This window comes from Iodidimonas muriae, from assembly GCF_014647255.1.
In the GTDB taxonomy this organism is placed as follows: Bacteria; Pseudomonadota; Alphaproteobacteria; order Sphingomonadales; family Rhodothalassiaceae; genus Iodidimonas; species Iodidimonas muriae.
Window position 1 is genome coordinate 118828 of sequence record NZ_BMOV01000004.1, and the last position, 18001, is coordinate 136828.

Sequence of the window (18001 nt, forward strand, 5' to 3'; positions counted from 1 at the left end):
AGGGGGAGAGAACGATGTCACAAGTTGCAATTGTTACGGGCGGAACACGCGGAATTGGTGCAGCGATTTCTACGATGTTGAAGGATAATGGCTTCACGGTTGCCGCAATTTATGCCGGAAATGATGATCGGGCGCGTCGCTTCAATGAAGAAACAGGCATTTCCGTTTATAAATGGGATGTGGCCGATTATGAGGCCTGCCAAGCCGGGTGTGCACAGGTAGCCGCCGATCTGGGGCCTGTTGATGTTCTGGTCAATAATGCGGGGATCACCCGCGATACCACCATGCATAAAATGACGCACGAGATGTGGCAGGAAGTGATCGATGTCAATCTGGGCGGGTGCTTCAACATGTCCCATGCCGTTTTTGGTGGTATGCGCGAACGCAAATATGGCCGGATTGTCAATATCGGCTCGATCAACGGGCAGGCGGGGCAATATGGGCAGGTGAATTATGCCGCCGCGAAATCGGGAATCCACGGCTTTACCAAGGCCTTGGCACAAGAAGGGGCGCGGGCGAATATCACCGTGAATGCCATTGCACCGGGCTATATCGATACGGATATGGTGTCTGCGGTTCCCGAAGCGGTGTTGGAAAAGATCATCGCCAAAATTCCGGTGGGCCGGCTTGGAAAAGCGTCGGAAATTGCGCGGGGCGTTCTGTTTCTTGTCTCCAAGGATGCAGGATTTGTCACCGGCTCAACCCTTTCGATAAATGGTGGCCAGCATATGTACTGATGCGCACAATTTCTTGATATTACCGAGTGCTTCAAATTTACACTCTCTTAACAGTCTATGCAGCAAGGCTGTTCTCCTTGGGGTGATGTCGTTCACGCAGTTCCCGCCCCAAGGATGGGGATTGAAATGAAGTTTGTCTTTACAGTACGTGGCCGATTGTTCGTCATTGCCGCTGCCATTCTTTTTTATTCTTTTCTCGTGTTTATGGCGGTCCAGATTCTCAAGGATGGCGGTATTTTGCACCGTCTGACATTCGAGCATTTGGAAAGCGCCCATAGCGTGACACAAGCGATGGAACGCTTGGAGGCGGGTGACGCCAAAACATCTATAGAAGATGTGCGCACGGCGGTTGTGCAGGTAAAGGAAAGCGGTGCCGCGTGTCTTGACCGCATGCAAGGCGGCATCAGCAGCCTGTTTTTGAATCTTGCTGGATCGCCAGAGATTGTAAAAGCCTGTGATGCAACGGTGGCTTCTGCCGACCGCATGATGGCGATCTTGTCGGGGCATGAAGCTGGCGCGGGATGGTCCGCCCGTTTGCAAGATCGCCTGGCCCCTTATGCCAATGCGTTTTTCGATTATTCCCATCAGCTTGATAAGCCGGTGGATGATCTCAATAGCCGTATCGTTATTGCTCTGGTGGCCCTGACATGGATTTCCGGAGCCATTGGGGCTGCTTACGGGATCTGGACGGCCTTTGCCATTGCCGGGCCGATTACCCGGCTGGAAGAGGCGGTGGAGCATTTGGGCAAAGGCGATTTTTCCGTGGATGTGCCGGATATGAACCGCCCCGATGAACTTGGAAATTTCGCTCGCAGCCTTGACCATTTCAAAGAATCGACAGCAGAGCGCGCCAGATTGGAAGAAGAAAACCGACAGCGGGCCGAAGACCGTATCCGGTTGGAACAGGAAGCACTGGCCCAGAGGGAAAAAGCGGCAGAGCAAAAACGTCAGGAAGATCAGGACAGGGCGCAAGCGCAATTAAAGCGTGAGCAGGATTTGCAGGCGTTGATCGGGGAGTTTGATTCCCATGTTGCCAAGGCTCTTGGCTTGGTGGCAGATGCCATGAACACACTACGCGAAACCGCAGCAGAGATTGATGAGGCCACGGGCAAAGTGGGAGACGGTATGGTGGATACCGGTGCTTTGTCGGAACGGGCCGCCAATGCTGTGGGGGCGGCCTCCGATGCGGCGTCGGATCTGTCCCGTGCCATTGAAACCATTGCGCAACGCCAATCCCGCGCCGATGAAGAAGTGAACGGTGCATCAGAGCGGGTGCAGCTTGCGGTGCAATCGGTGAATGCCTTTGTGGCGGTGGCGGGCGAGATCAATACCATCACCGGATTGATCAATGAAATCGCTGAAAAGACGAATCTTTTGGCGTTGAACGCCACCATTGAAGCCGCGCGTGCGGGGGACGCGGGCCGGGGATTTGCCGTTGTGGCCCATGAAGTGAAGGGGCTGGCGCAACAAACGGCAAAGGCCACGGGCGATATTGGTGCACGGATTCAAAGCCTTCAAGAATCCAGCCAAAAAGCCTCGGATGCGGTGCGCCAGATTGGTGAAATCATTGCCCGTGTCGATAATCTGTCCAAGGAAACGGTGGCGGAAATTGATCGCCAATCCAATTTGATGGAGGGGATTTTCGGCAATGTCCGTTCCGCTGCGGATGATGCCACCAAAGTCAGCACGCGATTGACCCATATCGGTCTGGAAGCCAAAACCATGCGCGAATCGGTGGGCTGTATCGGCGCATCGGTAGAGCAAGTGACGCGTTTGAGCCATAGTCTTGACGAGGAAATCCGCCAGTTCCTGAGCAATGTGAAAACCGTCTGAGCGACGTTGGAAGCGGTGCCTTGACCGGGCCTATGATGGACGCATCTATTATGGGTAGTCTGGGCTATACTGGGCGGATGCGGGGCTGTTGGGAGAGGCGTGCCATATGCGACCTGATGTTATCGCATTGCGAAACTTCTATGACCGGCCGCTGGGGCGCGCGACGGCGGACATTCTCTCGCAAAAAATTATAGGATTATGGCCGGATTTGAGCGGGCAGCATGTGGCAGGCATTGGTTATACACCGCCCTTTCTGGACCGCCTGTTGCAACAGTCCGTGGCGCAAGGCCAAAGCGGTCCGGCCAGTCTTGTGGCCTTGATGCCGGCGGCTCAGGGCGTGGTGCATTGGCCCGGCCCACGGCGCAATGCCACCGCCTTGGTGGATGAACAAGACCTGCCTTTGCCCGATGGGGCCTTTGACCGGGTGATTTTGGTGCATGCTCTGGAAGTTGCCGATCCGTTGCGCGATCTGCTGCGCGAGGTGTGGCGGATTTTATCCCCCGGTGGGCGGATGATCGCCATTGTGCCGCGCCGGAGGGGTTTATGGTCGGGCTTCGAACAAACCCCTTATGGGTCCGGACAACCCTATAGCAGCCAACAGCTGGAAGCGACTTTGGCCAATCATTTGCTGCCGGTCTGCGCCCTTCAGCGGGCGTTGTTTTTGCCGCCCATCCTCCCCTTTTCCCGTGGCCGCGGACTGGCCCTTATGGAACGCCCCGGCGGGGTGCTGATGCAAGGTCTGGCGGGGGTGCTGATGGTAGAGGCGGAAAAACAGATTTACCGTGCTGTTCCCTCATCCACTGCAACACGGGAACCTTTCAAAAGCCGTGCGTCACGGCCGCATCTGGTGCCCCCGATGGCCTCGCGCACCGATGGACAATCAACTCTTAAACCGGCAGACCGCGCTCTTGTGCGCAAGCCTTGATGAACTGCGCAAAATCCGCATCGAAAGCGGGGATATCCAGTAAAAAGCTGTCATGGCCGAAGGTGGCTTCATAACAGCGGTCAAACACCGGCAGGCCGGCTGTGCGAAAGGCATCCGCCAGTTCGTTTGTTTGCTCCGGGGGGTAAAGCCAATCGGTTTCATAAGAGCCAAGAAACATGCGGGTGCGTGTTCCTTTGAACCGGGATGCCAGATCGCCATCGGGCGCCAGATCGAAATAATCCATCGCTTTGGTAATCACCACATAGCTGGCGGGATCGAAACGCTCCACAAAACGCCGGCCATGATAGGCCAGATAGCTTTCCACCTGATAGTCCGGTTCAAGCCCGTAAGCGGGTTGCGTGCGGTCTTGCAGTCCCCGCCCAAAGCGCCTGTCCAGTTCGCCCGGTGCGCGGTAGCTTAGATGGGCCAACATCCGCGCGACCTCCAGCCCTTTTGTGGGGGATCTTCCTGTGCCGTGATAGCGTCCCTCTTGCCAGTCGGGGTCCGATAGAATGGCGCGGCGGCCAATGCTGTGAAGGCCGATTTGTTGTGGGCTGTGTCGCGCCGCTGTGGCAAGGGCTGCGCCTGCAAAAACCCGTTGGGGATAATCGCGGACCCATTGCAATACCTGCATCCCGCCCATAGAGCCGCCCACCGCCATGAACAAAGTGTCGATGCCCAGATGATCCAGCAATTCGGCTTGCGCACGGACCATATCGGCGATGGTGAGAAACGGGAAATCCGCCCCCCAGACGGTGTTTGTGGCAGGGTTTATGGCGCTTGGCCCTGCACTTCCCATGCAGCCGCCCAGCACATTCACACAGAGCACGAAATAGGCATCTGTATCAATGATACGGCCCGGTCCCACCATGCGTTCCCACCAGCCCGGCCGCTTGGTGACAGGATGCGATCCGGCGACAACCTGATCGCCGGTCAGGGCATGGGTGATCAAAACCACATTGGACCGGTCCGCATTCAGGGTGCCATAGCTGGAATAGGCAAGGGGATACGGCCCCAAAGACGAACCGCAGTCCAGCGGTAAGGGAGACACTTGGCCCAGCAGGACCACATGGCCCGGTGGCGGAGATGGTGGATAAAATTCGGTCATACAGGTTCTTGCTAGAGCATTTTTCGATCAATGGAAATCATTTGGCTGCAATGAATGGAAAGAATGTCATGGGATCAGGGATCATGCGGCATTCTTTTGCTTTTCATCAAAGGGCCGACTAAAAAGCAAGGGTCAGAATCAAAATATAGGGGAACCATCATGGGGACGCCAAAACCAAATCCGTGGATCGAATCGCTTGCCCCTTATGTGGCGGGTCGTGCCAAGGCTGCGGGCGTCAGCAAGGTGGTGAAATTATCCTCCAATGAATCCGCTGTGGGGGCCAGCCCAAAAGCTGCGGAAGCCATGGTGGCTTCGGCTTTGTCGTTGCATTTATATCCCGATCCCGATTCCTATGATCTGCGAACCGCCATCGGGGACGCACATGGGCTTGATCCCAAACAGATCATCTGCGGGGCCGGTTCCGATGAAATCCTGCATCTGGTAGCGCAGGCTTATGTGAAGCCCGGCGATGAAATCATCCATTCCCGCTACGGGTTCATGATGTATCCCATTGTGGCCCAATCGCTTGGCGCAACGCCGGTTGCTGTTGCCAATAAAGACTGGGCGGCGGATGTGGACGGGATTTTGGCCGCAGTGACCGATAAGACCCGCCTGGTTTATCTGGACAATCCCAACAATCCCACCGGGGCCTATATTCCGAAAAGCGAAGTGGAGCGCTTGATTGCGGGCCTGCCCCAGACATGCGTTCTGGTTTATGATGCGGCCTATGCGGAATGTGTGGACGCGCAAGATTACACCGATGGTGCCGATCTTGTGGCAGCTCATGGCAATGTGCTGATGACGCGGACTTTTTCCAAGCTCTATGGTTTGGCTGCATTGCGTATCGGCTGGGGCTATGGCCAACCGGCATTGCTGGACCCCATGAACCGTATTCGTATGCCGTTCAACGCCAATCTGCCCGCCCAACAAGCCGCTATTGCCGCTGTCCGTGATCCGGATCATGCGGAAAAAGCCCGCGTCTTTACCATTGAATGGCGCAAATGGCTGACGGCGCAACTCGCCGCTTTGGGGCTGGATGTGGTGCCTAGCCAAACCAATTTCGTGTTGATCCGCTTTCCCCAGGAACAGGGATTCACAGCGGAAGAGGCCAATCAATATCTTACGGAGCGCGGCTATCTCTTGCGCTGGTTGCCGGGGCAGGGCTTGGCCGATTGCCTGCGCCTGACCATCGGCACTGAACAGGAAAATCACGCGGTGATCGAATTGCTGCGCGCCTTTATGGATCGCCAATCCTATCCGGTTGAAGACCAGGCCTGAACAGGATCGCGGGGGCTTAACGGCCCCCGGCGATTGGCCCTATATCCGCCACCGGAAAAGGCCCTGCAAAGATACGGCCATCCTGCATGGTGATGGGCAGGCGCATAGCGCGTCCATCCCCCATGGTGGCAATCTGCTCCATCCCTTCACGCAGATAAGGGGCGCTTTCACGGTCGATCCAGCCATGGGCCGCAAGATAGGCGATCAACAGGCCCGGTTTTTCAATGGTAAGGCTTAAAGCCCCCAAGGGGCGCAGCTGTTCATCCAATGTCAGGCTGCCCTCGCCGGTGATGCGCACCGTGCCCCAAATCAGGGCCAGATCCGATATTTCGATGGTGCCGCCTTGATCGCGCCATTGCGCAAGGCTTCGGGCGGTTACCGGTGTTGGCAAGCGTCCGTGCAATTCCCCATGCAGTTCAAGGCGCGAAATCACCGGGTCCGGCGCTTGGTCGGCAAAGGGGCCAAGCGCCAGATTGGTCAGGGATATGGCAATATCGGCACGTTCTTCTTGTAACAATGCGTCGGATGAAGGGGGCTGGGTTGCGGCGTTTGATGCTTCGCTATCGGCCTTATGATCGGCCAAGCGCAGATGGAGCTGCATTCGGTCCGCGGTCATCGGCTGGTTTTTGCTGTTGGGGACATTCAAGTGCACGGGGCCGAAATCCACATCGATGCGGGCAAACCCGCCCCCACGGACCACGCTGGCTTTCGGGGCAGGGGCAGACAGGGTAAGTGCCCCAAGGCCAAGGGCCACCGCTGTGCCTTCGGCCACCATATGATCGGGGGTCCAGGGATGGGTGAACAGCATCAGCCGTTGGGCGCCAGCGGACCATTGCGGTTCGGTTGTTTGATTGCTCAGAAACGGTTGATCAATGCGAATCTGTAAGCGGTAAGGAAAGCCTTGGCTGTCGATCCGTTGGGCACGGGCTTTGGTCGGGCCGGCGTTCAGCGCGTCCAGCCCATCTTTGACCAGTGTTTCTGCCCGATTGGCGGCACTATGCCAAAAAGCGCCATAGCCCAGGGCCAAAAGGATCACGGAACCGATCAGCAGGCGATATTTCACAAAAATTTCTCCATCGGATCATTCCAGTCCGGCACGCAAACAGGCCGCCAGATATTTGCTATATTCAAGGGCCAACCGTGACACTGACACATGGCCTTTTACCGGTGCCGCATGGATGGTCAGAGAATGGGTGTGGCGGCCCAATTCCACAAGGCTGCGGCGCATATGCCAATCGGCGGTGACAATCATGATCTCGTCATAGCCATGTTGCTGCGCCCATTGGATGGCTTCCTTGGCATTGCCTTCGGTATTTTGGGCGGCTTTTCCCAGATCGATGCAGCAGGTTACAAGCCCCTGATCGCCTTCAATGGCAGACCGGATCACGGAAGGAGCAAGGGTTGCATTGACGCCCGATACCAGCAGCCGATCCCCCAATCCGGCTTCCAGAGCAGACACACCGGCCTGAATACGTCCGGCGCTGCCGGTGAACACCACGATACCACCAAAAGAGCGGTCTGTTGGAAAAGGCCGTTCTTGCGGCATGGTCAGGAAGAACCATATGAATCCAAGAAACCACAGGCCCAAGGCGAGGACGAAAAGAGCGAGAAGCCGCTTTACGGGATGCGCTTTTGCCCGAACATGCAAGGAGCGAACGCGCATCAAGGCATCCTTGCCAGTTCGCGGCGCACGGTAAGATGGGCAGCCAATAAGGTCAAAAAAGCCGCAAAGCCGGGGAGGGCGATCAAAGACAGCCAGCCCGCCAGCGAAATATCCAGCGTCGGGACCAGACCGCTTCCCAATCGGGAGGCAAAATGCCTCAGTAAAATCAGGATGAACAATCCGGCCAGCAATCCAAAGCTGCCCCCTTTCAGCCCTTGGAGCATGAAGCGATAGCGAAACTCTCCGGCGATCAGATCATCGGTCGCCCCCATCAGATGCATGATCTCGATGCTGGCGCGGTGGCTGGCAAGCCCGGCGCGGGTGCCGAATGCGGCAATGGCAGCCGTGGCCCCCAAGATCAGCACCACCACCAAAAGGGCGACGGATTGCAATGTTTTGGTCAGCATGTTCAGGCGGTCCAGCCAACGCTCATGGTCGTCCAATGTGGCATTGGGGGCGACAGTGCGGACCTGAGCCGTCAGGGCATCCAGATCGATATGATGGTCGGGGGCTATGGCCACATCGATCAGGATGGGGATCGGCAGATCTGCGGTCACATTTCCCGCCCCCAGCCAGGGTTCAAGTAGTTTGACGCTGTCTTCGGTGCTGACACGGCTGGCCAAAGAAATGCCGGGAAGATCGTTCAAAAGCTGGATCGCGGCGCTGGCCTGTTCCTCGCGCGCTTGTTCATCCACAGTGACAATCTGCACCGAGACTTGCTGTGATAATTGATCGGCCCATTGGCCCACCGCATTGTTCATGGCGAAAGCAAAGCCGGTGGCCAATGCGCATAAAAAGACCATGGTGCCGATGACCCAAGGCAGCGCACCGCCTGCAATCGCTCGTGCCGGTAAAAAGCGGATACGGCGCAATCTCATGGGGTGAGGCCTTTATGGGGGCGGTGGGGATTGCGAATCTGTCCCTCGCCTGCGGGGGAATGGGTCAGCCCCCCTGCCGATAACTGCATCACCGCACCGCCCATTTCTTCCACCAATTCCAGATCATGGGTGGCGACAACGGTGGTGGTGCCCAATTTGTTCAGTTCCACAAACAAATGCATCAGGCGGCGGGCCATATCGGGGTCCACATTGCCAGTGGGTTCATCGGCCAGCAAAAGATCAGGCTTGGCGATCACAGCGCGGGCAATGGCCACCCGTTGTTTTTCCCCGCCCGATAATGTGGGGGGGCGGGCGTGCATCCGGTCTTTCAATCCCACCCAGATCAGCAATTCTTCCACATGTTCGCGGATTTTTGCTTCATCGGCCCCACCGGCGATGCGCAAGGGCATGGCCACATTATCAATGGCGCTCATATGATCGAGCAGGCGATATTCCTGAAACACCACACCGATGCGGCGGCGCAGGCGCGGCAGGGCGGATCGGGGGGCCGAGGTGACATCATCCCCGAACATGGTCACCAGACCGCGGGATGGCCGATGGGCCAGATAAAGCAGCTTTAAAAGCGAGGTTTTCCCCGCGCCCGACGGGCCTGTGAGGAAATGGAAGGAGCCGGGGTCCAGCGTAAAGGATATGTCTTGCAAAACCTCTGCACCCATGCCGTAACGCATGCCGACATTTTCGAATTTTACGCTGCGACTGTTCAAGATTTTGCCGACCCAGAAAACTCAAAACCCATTCAAACCGGTTGGTTTGTACATTCTGACAACATGGCATAGCCTCTCCCTGTCCGTCCAGCATCCGCAAACATGGGAGGTGCAATCATATAGAGATATGATGCGGATTTTCGCTGGCAACTTGCGCAGACGGACGGATACCCATATAGCTCAAGATCGGTATAAAGCACGCAAGGGGGCCTTGGATGGTCGCCTGAAGTGGAAGTGGCTCGATACGCTGATTATGATTCTTACCTGTCCACATTGCGCGATACGGTTTCGAATTCCCGCTCAGGCCGTGGGGCCGCGGGGAAGGCGGGTGCGCTGCGGATCATGCGGCCATGAATGGCATGCCATGCCTGAAACGGAATCGGACGATGTGGCTGGGGGCAAGCAAGCGTTTTCTCTTGATGCTCCCTCAGCGTCCACGCGGCCGGAGCCGGTTGAGCGCCCTTCTTCTGAGGGGGAAGAATCACCAAAGACAGATGCCTTAGATGAGGCACCATCCGAAGAAACTTCTGCAGATATTTTGTCCCAGATCGCCCAAGGGGTGAAACGCGCCCAAGAAGAAGTGGACGACGAAGATTGGGGCGCAGACCATGAAGACGAGGCAGAACCGGAAGCCTCATGGCGCACCATGGAGCCGACGGCAGGGGAGGATCTGCATCCATCATCCGACGAGCTCAGCCTTGAAGAGGATGTGGCGCAAACCATGCGCCGACTGCGGGAAGGCACCCATGTTTATGGCAGTGCCGGAGTGCCGGTGGTGCGGGAAACCCGCAGTTCCTGGGTGGCTTGGGGCTATGCTGCTTGGGCCCTGTTCATCCTTGCCCTGATGGCCGGTTTTATCACCTTGCAAAAGCCACTGTCCCGCGCGTGGCCCCCGATTACCAAATTTTATGACATGGTGGGCATGGGGGGTTCCCCATCCATCTCCGTGGCCGATGGCAGCGCCGAAGCCTTGGAAACCATGAACCCGGCCATGTTGCTGCCCGTGGATGAAGCCCTGTCCGTCCGCATCGACACAGATCCCATATGGGAAGCCCAGGGCGATGGATGGACTTTGGTGGTGGGTGGTGCCATTGCCAATAGCACCGGGGAAGATTATCCCTTGTCGCCCTTGGAACTGGTCCTTGTAGATGCTGCGGGAAACAGTTTGAAACGGGCTGGCGTTGCCTTGGATATGCCTGTATTGACTGCGCGGGAAACGGTTCGGTTTTCCGTGCGTATCGAAAACGCGCCGGCCCAGACCACCGGTATCGTGCATGAATGGAAAAATCGGAGCGAGAGCTGATGCAACATCCTGATGAAATTGGCCCAAATGCCATTAAGACGCTCTACTCCGCTGAGGAGATCGGCGCACGAATCGAGGTTATGGCAGATGCCATAGCTGAAGCTGCCGACGGCCCCTTGTTGGTGGAAGTGATTATGAACGGGGCGGTGCTGTTTGCCGCTGATCTGGTGCGGGCCCTGTCGCGGCGCGGTGTGGCCGTGGAAATCGACTTCATTGCCTTGTCCAGCTATGGCGAAGGCACGAAAAGTTCCGGCAATGTGGTGCTGGAAGCCGATGCACGGGGTGCCATTGCCGGGCGCGATGTGCTGCTGATCGACGATATTTTGGAAACCGGCCGCACCTTGTCTTTCGCCAAAGGATATTTTGCCGAAAAAGGCGCTGCCCGTGTGATGACAGGGGTTTTGCTGGATAAATCCGCTGCGCGAGAGCCGGTGATCGCGCCGGATTTCGCCGGGTTTGAATGCCCCGATCTGTTCGTGATTGGCTATGGTATGGATTATGCTTATCGTTTCCGTGAATTGCCCTATATTGGATATGTAGAGCAGGAGACCGGCGGCGATGGCGAAAATTCTTCTGGCTGAAGACGAAGCATCGGTAAGGGAATTCGTGCGCCGTGGTCTGGAAAGTCACGGCTATGATGTGGTCGATGTCGCCGATGGCGGGGCGGCCTTGGAAAAGCTGCAGGCGGGGGCATTTGATCTTTTGCTTGCAGATATCGTGATGCCGGTGATGGATGGCATTGCGCTGGCATTGAAATTATCCGCTGACCGCCCCCATATGCCCGTTTTGCTGATGACCGGCTATGCCATGGAAAAACAGCGCGCCCACAATCTGGATTTTTTAATCACCGATGTGTTGTCCAAGCCATTTACGCTGGAACAACTGCTAAAGGCCGTGCGCCATGCTCTCACCAATCCGCCAAAAAATACGGCCCCTTGAATAGATCAGGAGCCGGATTTCAAGAACGCTTTTTCAGCTTATAGGTTAGCGGATTCTGCGGCTTTAAACTTGGAAGTCCACGCGCTCACGGCGTTCTGACGCGGCATCACGGCGTTCAACTGCGGCTTCTTGCCGGATATCGTCATTTTCACTGCGGCGTTCGGCGCGGTCTGCCTGAAGCTCTTGCTGAATGTCCCGATCACCGACACCGGAATCATTGGCCGCACTGCTAACCGCATCAGCGGGGGCTTCAGCCACGGCACGGGCTGTGGCCGACAAATCGACGATTACGCCTTCGTCCCGATCACTGGACCCGCCCCGAGCTGTGGTGCCGCCACTGCCGGAGGTTTCCCGTGCTTGCGGGGCATTGGGCTGGTTTGCCTGAGAATTGCCGGGAATTAAACCCGACAGGCCGCTATCACCGATGATGGCCATATTGCTCTCCAAAACCCTAAAACGACTCGGCTGTCCCGAATCTGACAGAAAACACTAACATGCGTCGGTAAATCTTTTCTTAAGTCTTTTTGTAATTCGTCTCAAATTTTATGCATCGCCAGAAACGCCCTTCTCAAAAAAGCCCCCAGTGAAAAGCTCCCTGTGCGATCCAGCACTCACCGTCCCTGTTCGATCTGCTCCCTGTAAGCGTCTTCCTGCGCTGTGTGATGTGGCCAGAAATCGCGGGGCTGCCGACCTTCGAGCAGGTCCGAAAGCAGGTCGAGATGGGCGTGCCAGCCAGCGGCGATGCCGGGGCGGGCTTGCGGAATTTCCAGCCGCTCATGGCGCAGATGGAGCAGCACTTTTGAGCCTTTTTCGCTCAATGTGATGGTGACGCGGGAATGGGGAGCGCTGTCGGGCTCGGGCCAGGTGAAGATCAGGCGATGAGGTGGATCATAGTCCACGATCTCGGCCTGTGATGTCATCGCGCCGCAATGGTCCTTGTATTTTTCGGGCGGCGGCGATTGCGAGATACGGCGATGATCGAATTCAAAGACGAGGCGTCCGCCGGGGTGCGGATCCATTGTGCCGCCGGCAAACCATTTCTGCCGCAATTCGCCAATCACCAGATGATCCCAGACCCGCTGAATCGGCCCGGGCAGCGTGCGGACGATCTCGAGGACCGTCGGGTTAAGGAACGTCGCGCTGTCGTTCATTGTCTAATCCTTTTCAGTCTTGCCGAGGGCCATTTCAAGCGCGTCGAGCCGATCCGACCAGAAAGCGGCATAATGATTGAGCCAGCGTTCGGCAGCACGCAGCGGGTCCGGTTCGAGCGCGCATAGCCGCTCTCTGCCTTTGCGTGCGCAGCGGATCAGGCCCGCCTGCTCCAGCACCTGAATATGTTTCGACGCGCCCGCAAGTGTCATGGCGTGCGGAGCCGCCAGATTGCCAACGGTCGCCGGACCGGCTTTCAGTGACGCCAGCATCGCCCGCCGGGTCGGGTCGCCCAGCGCCTTGAAGACGGCATCCAGATCAACAGAATTATCAACCATGTAGTTAAGTATTGTCGCAGCCGCACTGATTGTCAACCATATTGTTGAATGGCTGTGTAATACCGAAGTCCGATGAGCGTGTTACATCGGGTTTCGGAACGCACGGCCGCGCGCACGAGCTTATGCGAGGAAAGTCAGGCGAGCGCCCACGTTTGAGGCGCTCATTGCCGCTTTCAGTCAATGCGCATTGATATAAGGGGAGGTGTGACGGTCAAAGCCCCGTGTCGAACCCGTCGATGGAGCGTTGGTTCTTTTCCTTCTGATAGGATGTGATGCCATCAGGGCCTTTTTTCTCAGCCCATTTGCGCAAGGTGGGGCGTTCGCGCTGGAAGGTCATTTCCGGTACCCCGTAGCCGCAACTGGTTTGTATGCTGTCAATATCGATTACGATGATCTGGCGGCTGCCCGGTTCATCGGGAAAGTGCGGTGCCAAATCCGTCCATTCAGGATGATGGGGGCGGATCACCGACCCCTGCCCATAAAGCCGCAGGATAAGGGGAGTGCGGGCAAAACTGGTGAACATGATGGTCAGGCGGCCATCTTGTTTCAGATGGGCCGCCGTTTCATTGCCACTTCCCGTAAGATCCAGATAGGCACAGCGTGTGGGGCCGAGAACCCGGAAACAGTCCATGCCCTTTGGTGAGAGATTGATACGTCCCTGCGCACAGGCAGAAGCGGTGAAAAACACCGCTTGTGCGCCGATAAAGCGGATCAATTTATCGGTCAATGCCTCGTAAAAATCCGCCATATCGGTCCTTTATGCGTGTGTGCTGCCTGTCAGGCGGTGCCGCCCACAGTCAGGGCATCCACCAAAAGCGTTGGCTGTCCGACACCGGCAGGCACCGATTGTCCGCCTTTTCCGCATGTGCCCACGCCGGGGTCCAAAGCCAGATCATTGCCGATCATTTTCACCCGCGTCAGAACATCGGGGCCATTGCCGATCAGCGTTGCGCCTTTCACCGGCTCGGCGATTTTACCACTGCGGATACGGTAGGCTTCGGTGCAGGAGAACACGAATTTTCCCGAGGTGATATCCACCTGACCGCCGCCGAAATTCACCGCATAAAGCCCGTCCTGTACGCTTTCGAGAATAGCGCCCGGATCATGCTCGCCAGACAGCATATAGGTGTTGGTCATGCGTGGCATGGGCTGGTGGGCATGTGATTCGCGCCGTCCATTGCCGGTGGCAGCCATGCCCATCAGACGCGCATTGGTGCGGTCTTGCATATAGCCTTTCAAGATTCCGTCTTCGATCAGAACGGTGCGGCTCGTCGGGGTGCCTTCATCATCGATGGTCAGCGATCCGCGCCGTTGATCAAGGGTGCCATCATCCACAATGGTTACGCCTTTCGATCCCACTCTTTCACCCAAAAGCCCTGAAAAGGCCGAGGTTTTCTTGCGGTTGAAATCGCCTTCCAGCCCGTGGCCGATGGCTTCATGCAGCAAAATGCCGGGCCAGCCGGGGCCAAGCACCACCGGCATGGTTCCCGCAGGCGCGTTCACGCTTTCCAGTGCCACTTCCCCTTGACGATAGGCTTCATCCACATAGCGCTTCCATGTGGCTTCTTTGAAGAAATCATCATAGCCATGCCGCCCGCCGCCGCCATAGCTGGCGCTTTCGCGGCGTTCGCCACTGGCCAGCACCAAGGACACATTGAGTCGCACAAGCGGACGAATATCGCGGGCCCGTTGCCCGCCGGGGCGCATAATCTCTACCACCTGCCAGCTTCCCGCCAAAGAGACAGAGACTTGCACCACTTTATTGTCTTTTTGTCGGGCATAGGCATCAATGGAGCGCAGCAGCGCCACCTTTTGGGCGAAATCCTGCGTATCGAGCGGATTGGCAGGGCTATAGAGTTGACGATTGGTGCCGATGGGTGGGTGCGACAATGTGCCCGAGGCTCCGCTGCGGACGGCTTTTACCGTTTCTGCGGCGCGGGCAATGGCGGCTGCGGACAGTTCAGAAGCATGGGCATAGCCGGTGGCTTCCCCGCTGACACCACGCAGACCAAAGCCCTGATTGGTATCGAATGACGCGGATTTCAGCCGTCCGTCATCCAAAAGCAGGGCTTCGGATTGGCTGTATTCCAAAAATAATTCGCCATCATCAAGGCCGTGAAGGCTGTTGTCTAAAAGACGTGTTACAGTGTCGGCATCCATGCCGGAATGCTGGAAAAAGAAGTCTGGGGAAAGGCTCATAACGATCCTGTTTTTGACGGGGCCTCTTCAAAGCGGGTGCCTTTGGGGCGCGCTTTGAAGCACCGAGATGCGATGTCGAGGTTTGCACAATGTTTGCCTTGGAGCAATCTCCTGCTATATGTCCGCGCAAATGGTCCCTGTGCGTCCTCCGTTCTTGGGGATATGGTCCCGGTTGTGGCCAGAAATAAGGACCAAAAACAAGGGCTGGGCAATTTGTCTCATTCTTTATGGGGCATGATGTCGGGTATAGGAAAAGGGTCGATATACAATCGGCCATTGCCGGGCGTTCCTTTCAGGTGGCCTGGTCATAAAACTGTGAGGCGGGAAAACGTGATGAAAAAGCTTCTCGGCATAATCGGTGCGGCGCTTTTTGCCAGCACCTCAGGCGCCGTGTCTGCGGTGGCCCAGGTCGTGCGTAAAGGCGAGGATGGCCATTTTGGGTTCCAACCAGCCGCAACGCCGATCATGGAGCAGCTCACCAGCTTTCATAATCTTTTGCTGTGGATCATCACGGTCATCACCGTGATGGTGGCGATTTTGCTGGTATGGGTGATGATTCGGTATAATCGGAAATCCAATCCAAAGCCGTCCAAAACATCGCACAATACCCTTGTGGAGGTGGTGTGGACCGTGGTGCCGATCCTGATTCTGGTGCTGATCGCGATCCCCAGCTTCAAATTGCTCTATTTGCAAGATGAAATTCCCGAAGCGGATCTGGTTGTAAAAGCCACCGGTCATCAGTGGTATTGGAGCTACGAATATCCCGATTATGATAATATGGCCTTTGATGCGCTGATGCTGGATGAGAAATATTATACGGATATGTCCAGCGATGCGCAGGGCGAACGCCAAGATGCCGAGATGCGCCTTGCCGAGTTTTTGGTGCGCGACGAGCCGCCGCAAACTTTCCGTCTTCTGGATACGGATACCCGGATCGTTGTGCCGGTGGGTAAAGTGGTCAAAATGCTGGTGACCGCATCCGACGTGCTGCACAGCTGGGCGATTCCCTCCTTCGGGGTGAAAATCGATGCCGTGCCGGGCCGGTTGAACGAAACATGGTTCCAGGCCGACGAAATCGGGACTTATTACGGGCAATGCTCGGAAATTTGCGGTATTCGCCATGCTTATATGCCCATCGTGGTTGAAGTGGTGAGCGAAGAAGATTTCAAGCTATGGGTTGAAAAGGCGCGTGCAGAATATGCCGAAGCGCCCGGCTCCACGCGTCTGGCATCAGCCGGCCGTCAGGTTCATTGAGTTAGATACGATCGAGGACGGGACAATGGTCACCACCGCTCATACACATGATACGCACGATCACGGGCACCCAACGGGCCTGAAGCGTTATCTGCTATCCACAAACCATAAAGATATCGGGATCCTGTATCTGTGGTTCGCCGGATTTGCCGGGCTTGTCGGCTTTTTGATGTCGCTTGCCATTCGCATTGAATTGCAAGAACCGGGCGTGCAGTTTTTGCCCTTTCTTACCGGTGGCGATTTGAATGCCGCCTATCAACTTTATAATTCGCTGATTACCGGCCACGGCCTGATCATGATCTTCTTCATGGTGATGCCCGCGCTCATCGGCGGGTTCGGGAACTTTTTCATCCCGATCATGATCGGTGCGCCGGACATGGCCTTTCCGCGCATGAACAATATCAGTTTCTGGCTGTTGCCGCCGTCGCTGATGCTGTTGATCCTGTCCTTGTTCATGGAAGGCCCTCCGGGTGCCGCGGGCGTTGGCGGTGGCTGGACTCTCTACCCACCTTTGAGCGGCACCACCGGCCATCCCGGACCTGCTGTGGATCTGGCTATTCTGTCGCTGCATATCGCCGGGATCTCCTCGATTCTGGGTGCTATCAACTTCATCACCACGATCTTGAATATGCGCGCACCGGGCATGACCATCCATAAAATGCCGCTGTTTGCCTGGTCGGTTCTTGTGACGGCTTTCTTGCTGCTTCTGGCTTTGCCGGTTCTGGCCGGGGCCCTGACCATGCTGCTGACGGACCGTAATTTCGGCACCGCCTTTTTCGAGCCGTCCGGTGGTGGGGATCCGATTCTGTACCAGCATCTGTTCTGGTATTTCGGTCACCCTGAAGTGTACATCCTGATCCTGCCGGCCTTCGGTATTATCAGCCACATTGTTTCCACATTCTGTCAAAAGCCGGTGTTCGGTTATCTGGGCATGGCCTATGCCATGGTGGCCATTGGCTTCATCGGCTTCATTGTGTGGGCGCATCACATGTTCACTGTGGGCCTGAATGTGGATACCAAAGCCTATTTCGTGGCGGCGACCATGGTGATCGCTGTGCCGACGGGCGTGAAGATCTTTAGCTGGATCGCCACCATGTGGGGCGGTTCTATGGAATTCAGAACCCCTATGTTGTGGGCCATTGGCTTCATCTTTTTGTTCACGGTTGGCGGTGTGACCGGTGTTGTTCTGGCCAACGCCGGCGTTGATACGGCTTTGCATGACACCTATTATGTGGTGGCCCATTTCCATTATGTGCTGTCGCTGGGGGCCGTGTTCGCCATTTTTGCCGCCTTCTACTATTGGATTGGCAAGATGAGCGGGCGGGACTATCCCGAATGGGCAGGCAAGGTGCATTTCTGGCTCACCTTTGTCGGCGTGAACCTGATCTTCTTCCCGCAGCATTTCTTGGGCCTGCAAGGCATGCCGCGCCGCTATGTGGACTATGCCGATGGCTATTCCCTGTGGCACGAGGTTTCCAGCTACGGCACCTATATCACCGGCCTTGGTTTGCTCTGGTTCTTCGGGGTTGTGGCCTATACGCTTCTTGCAGGCCGCAAAGCTGTGCAAAATCCGTGGGGCGAAGGGGCAACGACGCTGGAATGGACCTTGTCGTCACCGCCGCCGTTCCATCAGTTCAATGAGCTGCCGCAGATCAAATAAGGCTGCACATTA

The 18001-nt window shown here is 56.6% G+C and carries 19 protein-coding genes and 1 pseudogene; 10 read left to right on the plus strand and 10 right to left on the minus strand.

All coding sequences use genetic code 11. The features are described from left to right. Window positions 1-14: 14 nt before the first annotated feature. From phbB to IEX96_RS07290, 3 genes are all read left to right on the plus strand, one after another. The gene (gene phbB, locus IEX96_RS07280; protein WP_188873710.1) at window positions 15-737 is read left to right on the plus strand and encodes an acetoacetyl-CoA reductase; all 723 of its coding nucleotides are present in this window, start codon (window positions 15-17) and stop codon (window positions 735-737) included. 126 nt (window positions 738-863) lie between these two features. After that, window positions 864-2570 (plus strand): methyl-accepting chemotaxis protein, encoded by a 1707-nt coding sequence (locus IEX96_RS07285; RefSeq protein WP_188873711.1) that lies wholly within the window; start codon window positions 864-866, stop codon window positions 2568-2570. 106 nt (window positions 2571-2676) lie between these two features. Continuing rightward, window positions 2677-3495: a class I SAM-dependent methyltransferase gene (locus IEX96_RS07290; protein ID WP_150005302.1), complete on the plus strand. Its 819-nt coding sequence runs from the start codon at window positions 2677-2679 to the stop codon at window positions 3493-3495. Here IEX96_RS07290 and metX read toward each other — a convergent pair. Then, window positions 3458-4603 carry a homoserine O-acetyltransferase MetX gene (gene metX / locus IEX96_RS07295; protein ID WP_150005301.1) on the minus strand — a complete coding sequence of 382 codons (1146 nt, stop codon included), beginning with the start codon at window positions 4601-4603 and terminating at the stop codon, window positions 3458-3460. The genes IEX96_RS07290 and metX overlap by 38 nt on opposite strands. A 159-nt stretch (window positions 4604-4762) precedes the next feature. On the opposite strand from metX, the gene hisC reads away from it, so the two are divergent. Then, entirely contained in the window at window positions 4763-5881 is a 1119-nt protein-coding gene (gene hisC, locus IEX96_RS07300) for a histidinol-phosphate transaminase (protein WP_188873712.1), read from the plus strand. Window positions 5882-5897: 16 nt separating this feature from the next. Here the strand turns inward: hisC and IEX96_RS07305 are convergent, their stop codons facing one another. Genes IEX96_RS07305 through ftsE form a run of 4 tightly spaced genes read right to left on the minus strand, consistent with a single transcriptional unit; the run spans window position 5898 to window position 9111 of the window. After that, window positions 5898-6944 carry a DUF2125 domain-containing protein gene (locus IEX96_RS07305; RefSeq protein ID WP_188873713.1) on the minus strand — a complete coding sequence of 349 codons (1047 nt, stop codon included), beginning with the start codon at window positions 6942-6944 and terminating at the stop codon, window positions 5898-5900. Window positions 6945-6962: 18 nt separating this feature from the next. Beyond that, the gene (locus IEX96_RS07310; protein WP_150005299.1) at window positions 6963-7544 is read right to left on the minus strand and encodes a YdcF family protein; all 582 of its coding nucleotides are present in this window, start codon (window positions 7542-7544) and stop codon (window positions 6963-6965) included. After that, a complete protein-coding gene (locus IEX96_RS07315) occupies window positions 7544-8422 on the minus strand; it encodes a cell division protein FtsX (RefSeq protein ID WP_188873714.1) in 879 nt (292 codons plus the stop codon). The genes IEX96_RS07310 and IEX96_RS07315 overlap by 1 nt, the downstream gene beginning before the upstream one ends. Further along, a complete protein-coding gene (gene ftsE / locus IEX96_RS07320; RefSeq protein ID WP_150005401.1) occupies window positions 8419-9111 on the minus strand; it encodes a cell division ATP-binding protein FtsE in 693 nt (230 codons plus the stop codon). The genes IEX96_RS07315 and ftsE overlap by 4 nt, the downstream gene beginning before the upstream one ends. Before the next feature lie 289 nt (window positions 9112-9400). On the opposite strand from ftsE, the pseudogene IEX96_RS14280 reads away from it, so the two are divergent. The 4 genes and pseudogenes from IEX96_RS14280 to IEX96_RS07335 all read left to right on the plus strand — a co-directional run. After that, window positions 9401-9499 (plus strand): annotated as a pseudogene (locus tag IEX96_RS14280) (MJ0042-type zinc finger domain-containing protein); the annotation flags it as partial. Window positions 9500-9511: 12 nt separating this feature from the next. Then, window positions 9512-10450, plus strand: a complete 939-nt coding sequence (locus IEX96_RS07325; RefSeq protein WP_229773600.1) for a hypothetical protein — start codon at window positions 9512-9514, stop codon at window positions 10448-10450. Further along, entirely contained in the window at window positions 10450-11031 is a 582-nt protein-coding gene (locus IEX96_RS07330) for a phosphoribosyltransferase (protein WP_150001589.1), read from the plus strand. The genes IEX96_RS07325 and IEX96_RS07330 overlap by 1 nt, the downstream gene beginning before the upstream one ends. After that, on the plus strand, window positions 11009-11389 hold the full coding sequence (locus tag IEX96_RS07335) for a response regulator (RefSeq protein WP_150005296.1): 381 nt from the start codon (window positions 11009-11011) through the stop codon (window positions 11387-11389). Before IEX96_RS07330 ends, IEX96_RS07335 begins: the two co-directional genes overlap by 23 nt. A gap of 63 nt (window positions 11390-11452) precedes the next feature. Here IEX96_RS07335 and IEX96_RS07340 read toward each other — a convergent pair whose 3' ends face one another. The 5 genes from IEX96_RS07340 to tldD form a co-directional block, all read right to left on the minus strand. Continuing rightward, the gene (locus IEX96_RS07340) at window positions 11453-11824 is read right to left on the minus strand and encodes a hypothetical protein (protein ID WP_150005295.1); all 372 of its coding nucleotides are present in this window, start codon (window positions 11822-11824) and stop codon (window positions 11453-11455) included. Between the two features lie 176 nt (window positions 11825-12000). Then, window positions 12001-12540, minus strand: coding sequence for an SRPBCC family protein (locus IEX96_RS07345; protein ID WP_150005294.1), 540 nt, complete (start codon window positions 12538-12540; stop codon window positions 12001-12003). Window positions 12541-12543: 3 nt separating this feature from the next. Next, window positions 12544-12876, minus strand: a complete 333-nt coding sequence (locus IEX96_RS07350; protein WP_150005293.1) for an ArsR/SmtB family transcription factor — start codon at window positions 12874-12876, stop codon at window positions 12544-12546. Between the two features lie 211 nt (window positions 12877-13087). Then, a complete protein-coding gene (locus IEX96_RS07355; RefSeq protein WP_150005292.1) occupies window positions 13088-13624 on the minus strand; it encodes a pyridoxamine 5'-phosphate oxidase family protein in 537 nt (178 codons plus the stop codon). Window positions 13625-13653: 29 nt separating this feature from the next. Continuing rightward, a complete protein-coding gene (gene tldD, locus IEX96_RS07360; protein WP_150005291.1) occupies window positions 13654-15075 on the minus strand; it encodes a metalloprotease TldD in 1422 nt (473 codons plus the stop codon). Window positions 15076-15408: 333 nt separating this feature from the next. On the opposite strand from tldD, the gene coxB reads away from it, so the two are divergent. Further along, complete coding sequence (gene coxB, locus IEX96_RS07365; RefSeq protein WP_188873715.1) at window positions 15409-16329, plus strand: cytochrome c oxidase subunit II; 921 nt, start codon at window positions 15409-15411, stop codon at window positions 16327-16329. A 25-nt stretch (window positions 16330-16354) separates the two neighbouring features. Further along, window positions 16355-17989: a cytochrome c oxidase subunit I gene (gene ctaD / locus IEX96_RS07370; RefSeq protein WP_150005290.1), complete on the plus strand. Its 1635-nt coding sequence runs from the start codon at window positions 16355-16357 to the stop codon at window positions 17987-17989. The last annotated feature ends 12 nt before the right edge of the window (window positions 17990-18001 follow it).

Bases quoted from the DNA above. Each gene is read 5' to 3' on its own strand.
- hisC (WP_188873712.1), top strand. From the start codon at position 4,763: ATGGGGACGCCAAAACCAAATCCGTGGATCGAATCGCTTGCCCCTTAT.
- coxB (WP_188873715.1), top strand. From the start codon at position 15,409: ATGAAAAAGCTTCTCGGCATAATCGGTGCGGCGCTTTTTGCCAGCACC.
- phbB (WP_188873710.1), top strand. From the start codon at position 15: ATGTCACAAGTTGCAATTGTTACGGGCGGAACACGCGGAATTGGTGCA.
- IEX96_RS07350 (WP_150005293.1), bottom strand. From the start codon at position 12,876: ATGGTTGATAATTCTGTTGATCTGGATGCCGTCTTCAAGGCGCTGGGC.
- IEX96_RS07330 (WP_150001589.1), top strand. From the start codon at position 10,450: ATGCAACATCCTGATGAAATTGGCCCAAATGCCATTAAGACGCTCTAC.
- IEX96_RS07355 (WP_150005292.1), bottom strand. From the start codon at position 13,624: ATGGCGGATTTTTACGAGGCATTGACCGATAAATTGATCCGCTTTATC.
- IEX96_RS07335 (WP_150005296.1), top strand. From the start codon at position 11,009: ATGGCGAAAATTCTTCTGGCTGAAGACGAAGCATCGGTAAGGGAATTC.
- IEX96_RS07345 (WP_150005294.1), bottom strand. From the start codon at position 12,540: ATGAACGACAGCGCGACGTTCCTTAACCCGACGGTCCTCGAGATCGTC.
- tldD (WP_150005291.1), bottom strand. From the start codon at position 15,075: ATGAGCCTTTCCCCAGACTTCTTTTTCCAGCATTCCGGCATGGATGCC.
- metX (WP_150005301.1), bottom strand. From the start codon at position 4,603: ATGACCGAATTTTATCCACCATCTCCGCCACCGGGCCATGTGGTCCTG.
- IEX96_RS07310 (WP_150005299.1), bottom strand. From the start codon at position 7,544: ATGCGCGTTCGCTCCTTGCATGTTCGGGCAAAAGCGCATCCCGTAAAG.
- IEX96_RS07290 (WP_150005302.1), top strand. From the start codon at position 2,677: ATGCGACCTGATGTTATCGCATTGCGAAACTTCTATGACCGGCCGCTG.
- IEX96_RS07325 (WP_229773600.1), top strand. From the start codon at position 9,512: ATGCCTGAAACGGAATCGGACGATGTGGCTGGGGGCAAGCAAGCGTTT.
- ftsE (WP_150005401.1), bottom strand. From the start codon at position 9,111: ATGCGTTACGGCATGGGTGCAGAGGTTTTGCAAGACATATCCTTTACG.
- IEX96_RS07340 (WP_150005295.1), bottom strand. From the start codon at position 11,824: ATGGCCATCATCGGTGATAGCGGCCTGTCGGGTTTAATTCCCGGCAAT.
- ctaD (WP_150005290.1), top strand. From the start codon at position 16,355: ATGGTCACCACCGCTCATACACATGATACGCACGATCACGGGCACCCA.
- IEX96_RS07285 (WP_188873711.1), top strand. From the start codon at position 864: ATGAAGTTTGTCTTTACAGTACGTGGCCGATTGTTCGTCATTGCCGCT.
- IEX96_RS07315 (WP_188873714.1), bottom strand. From the start codon at position 8,422: ATGAGATTGCGCCGTATCCGCTTTTTACCGGCACGAGCGATTGCAGGC.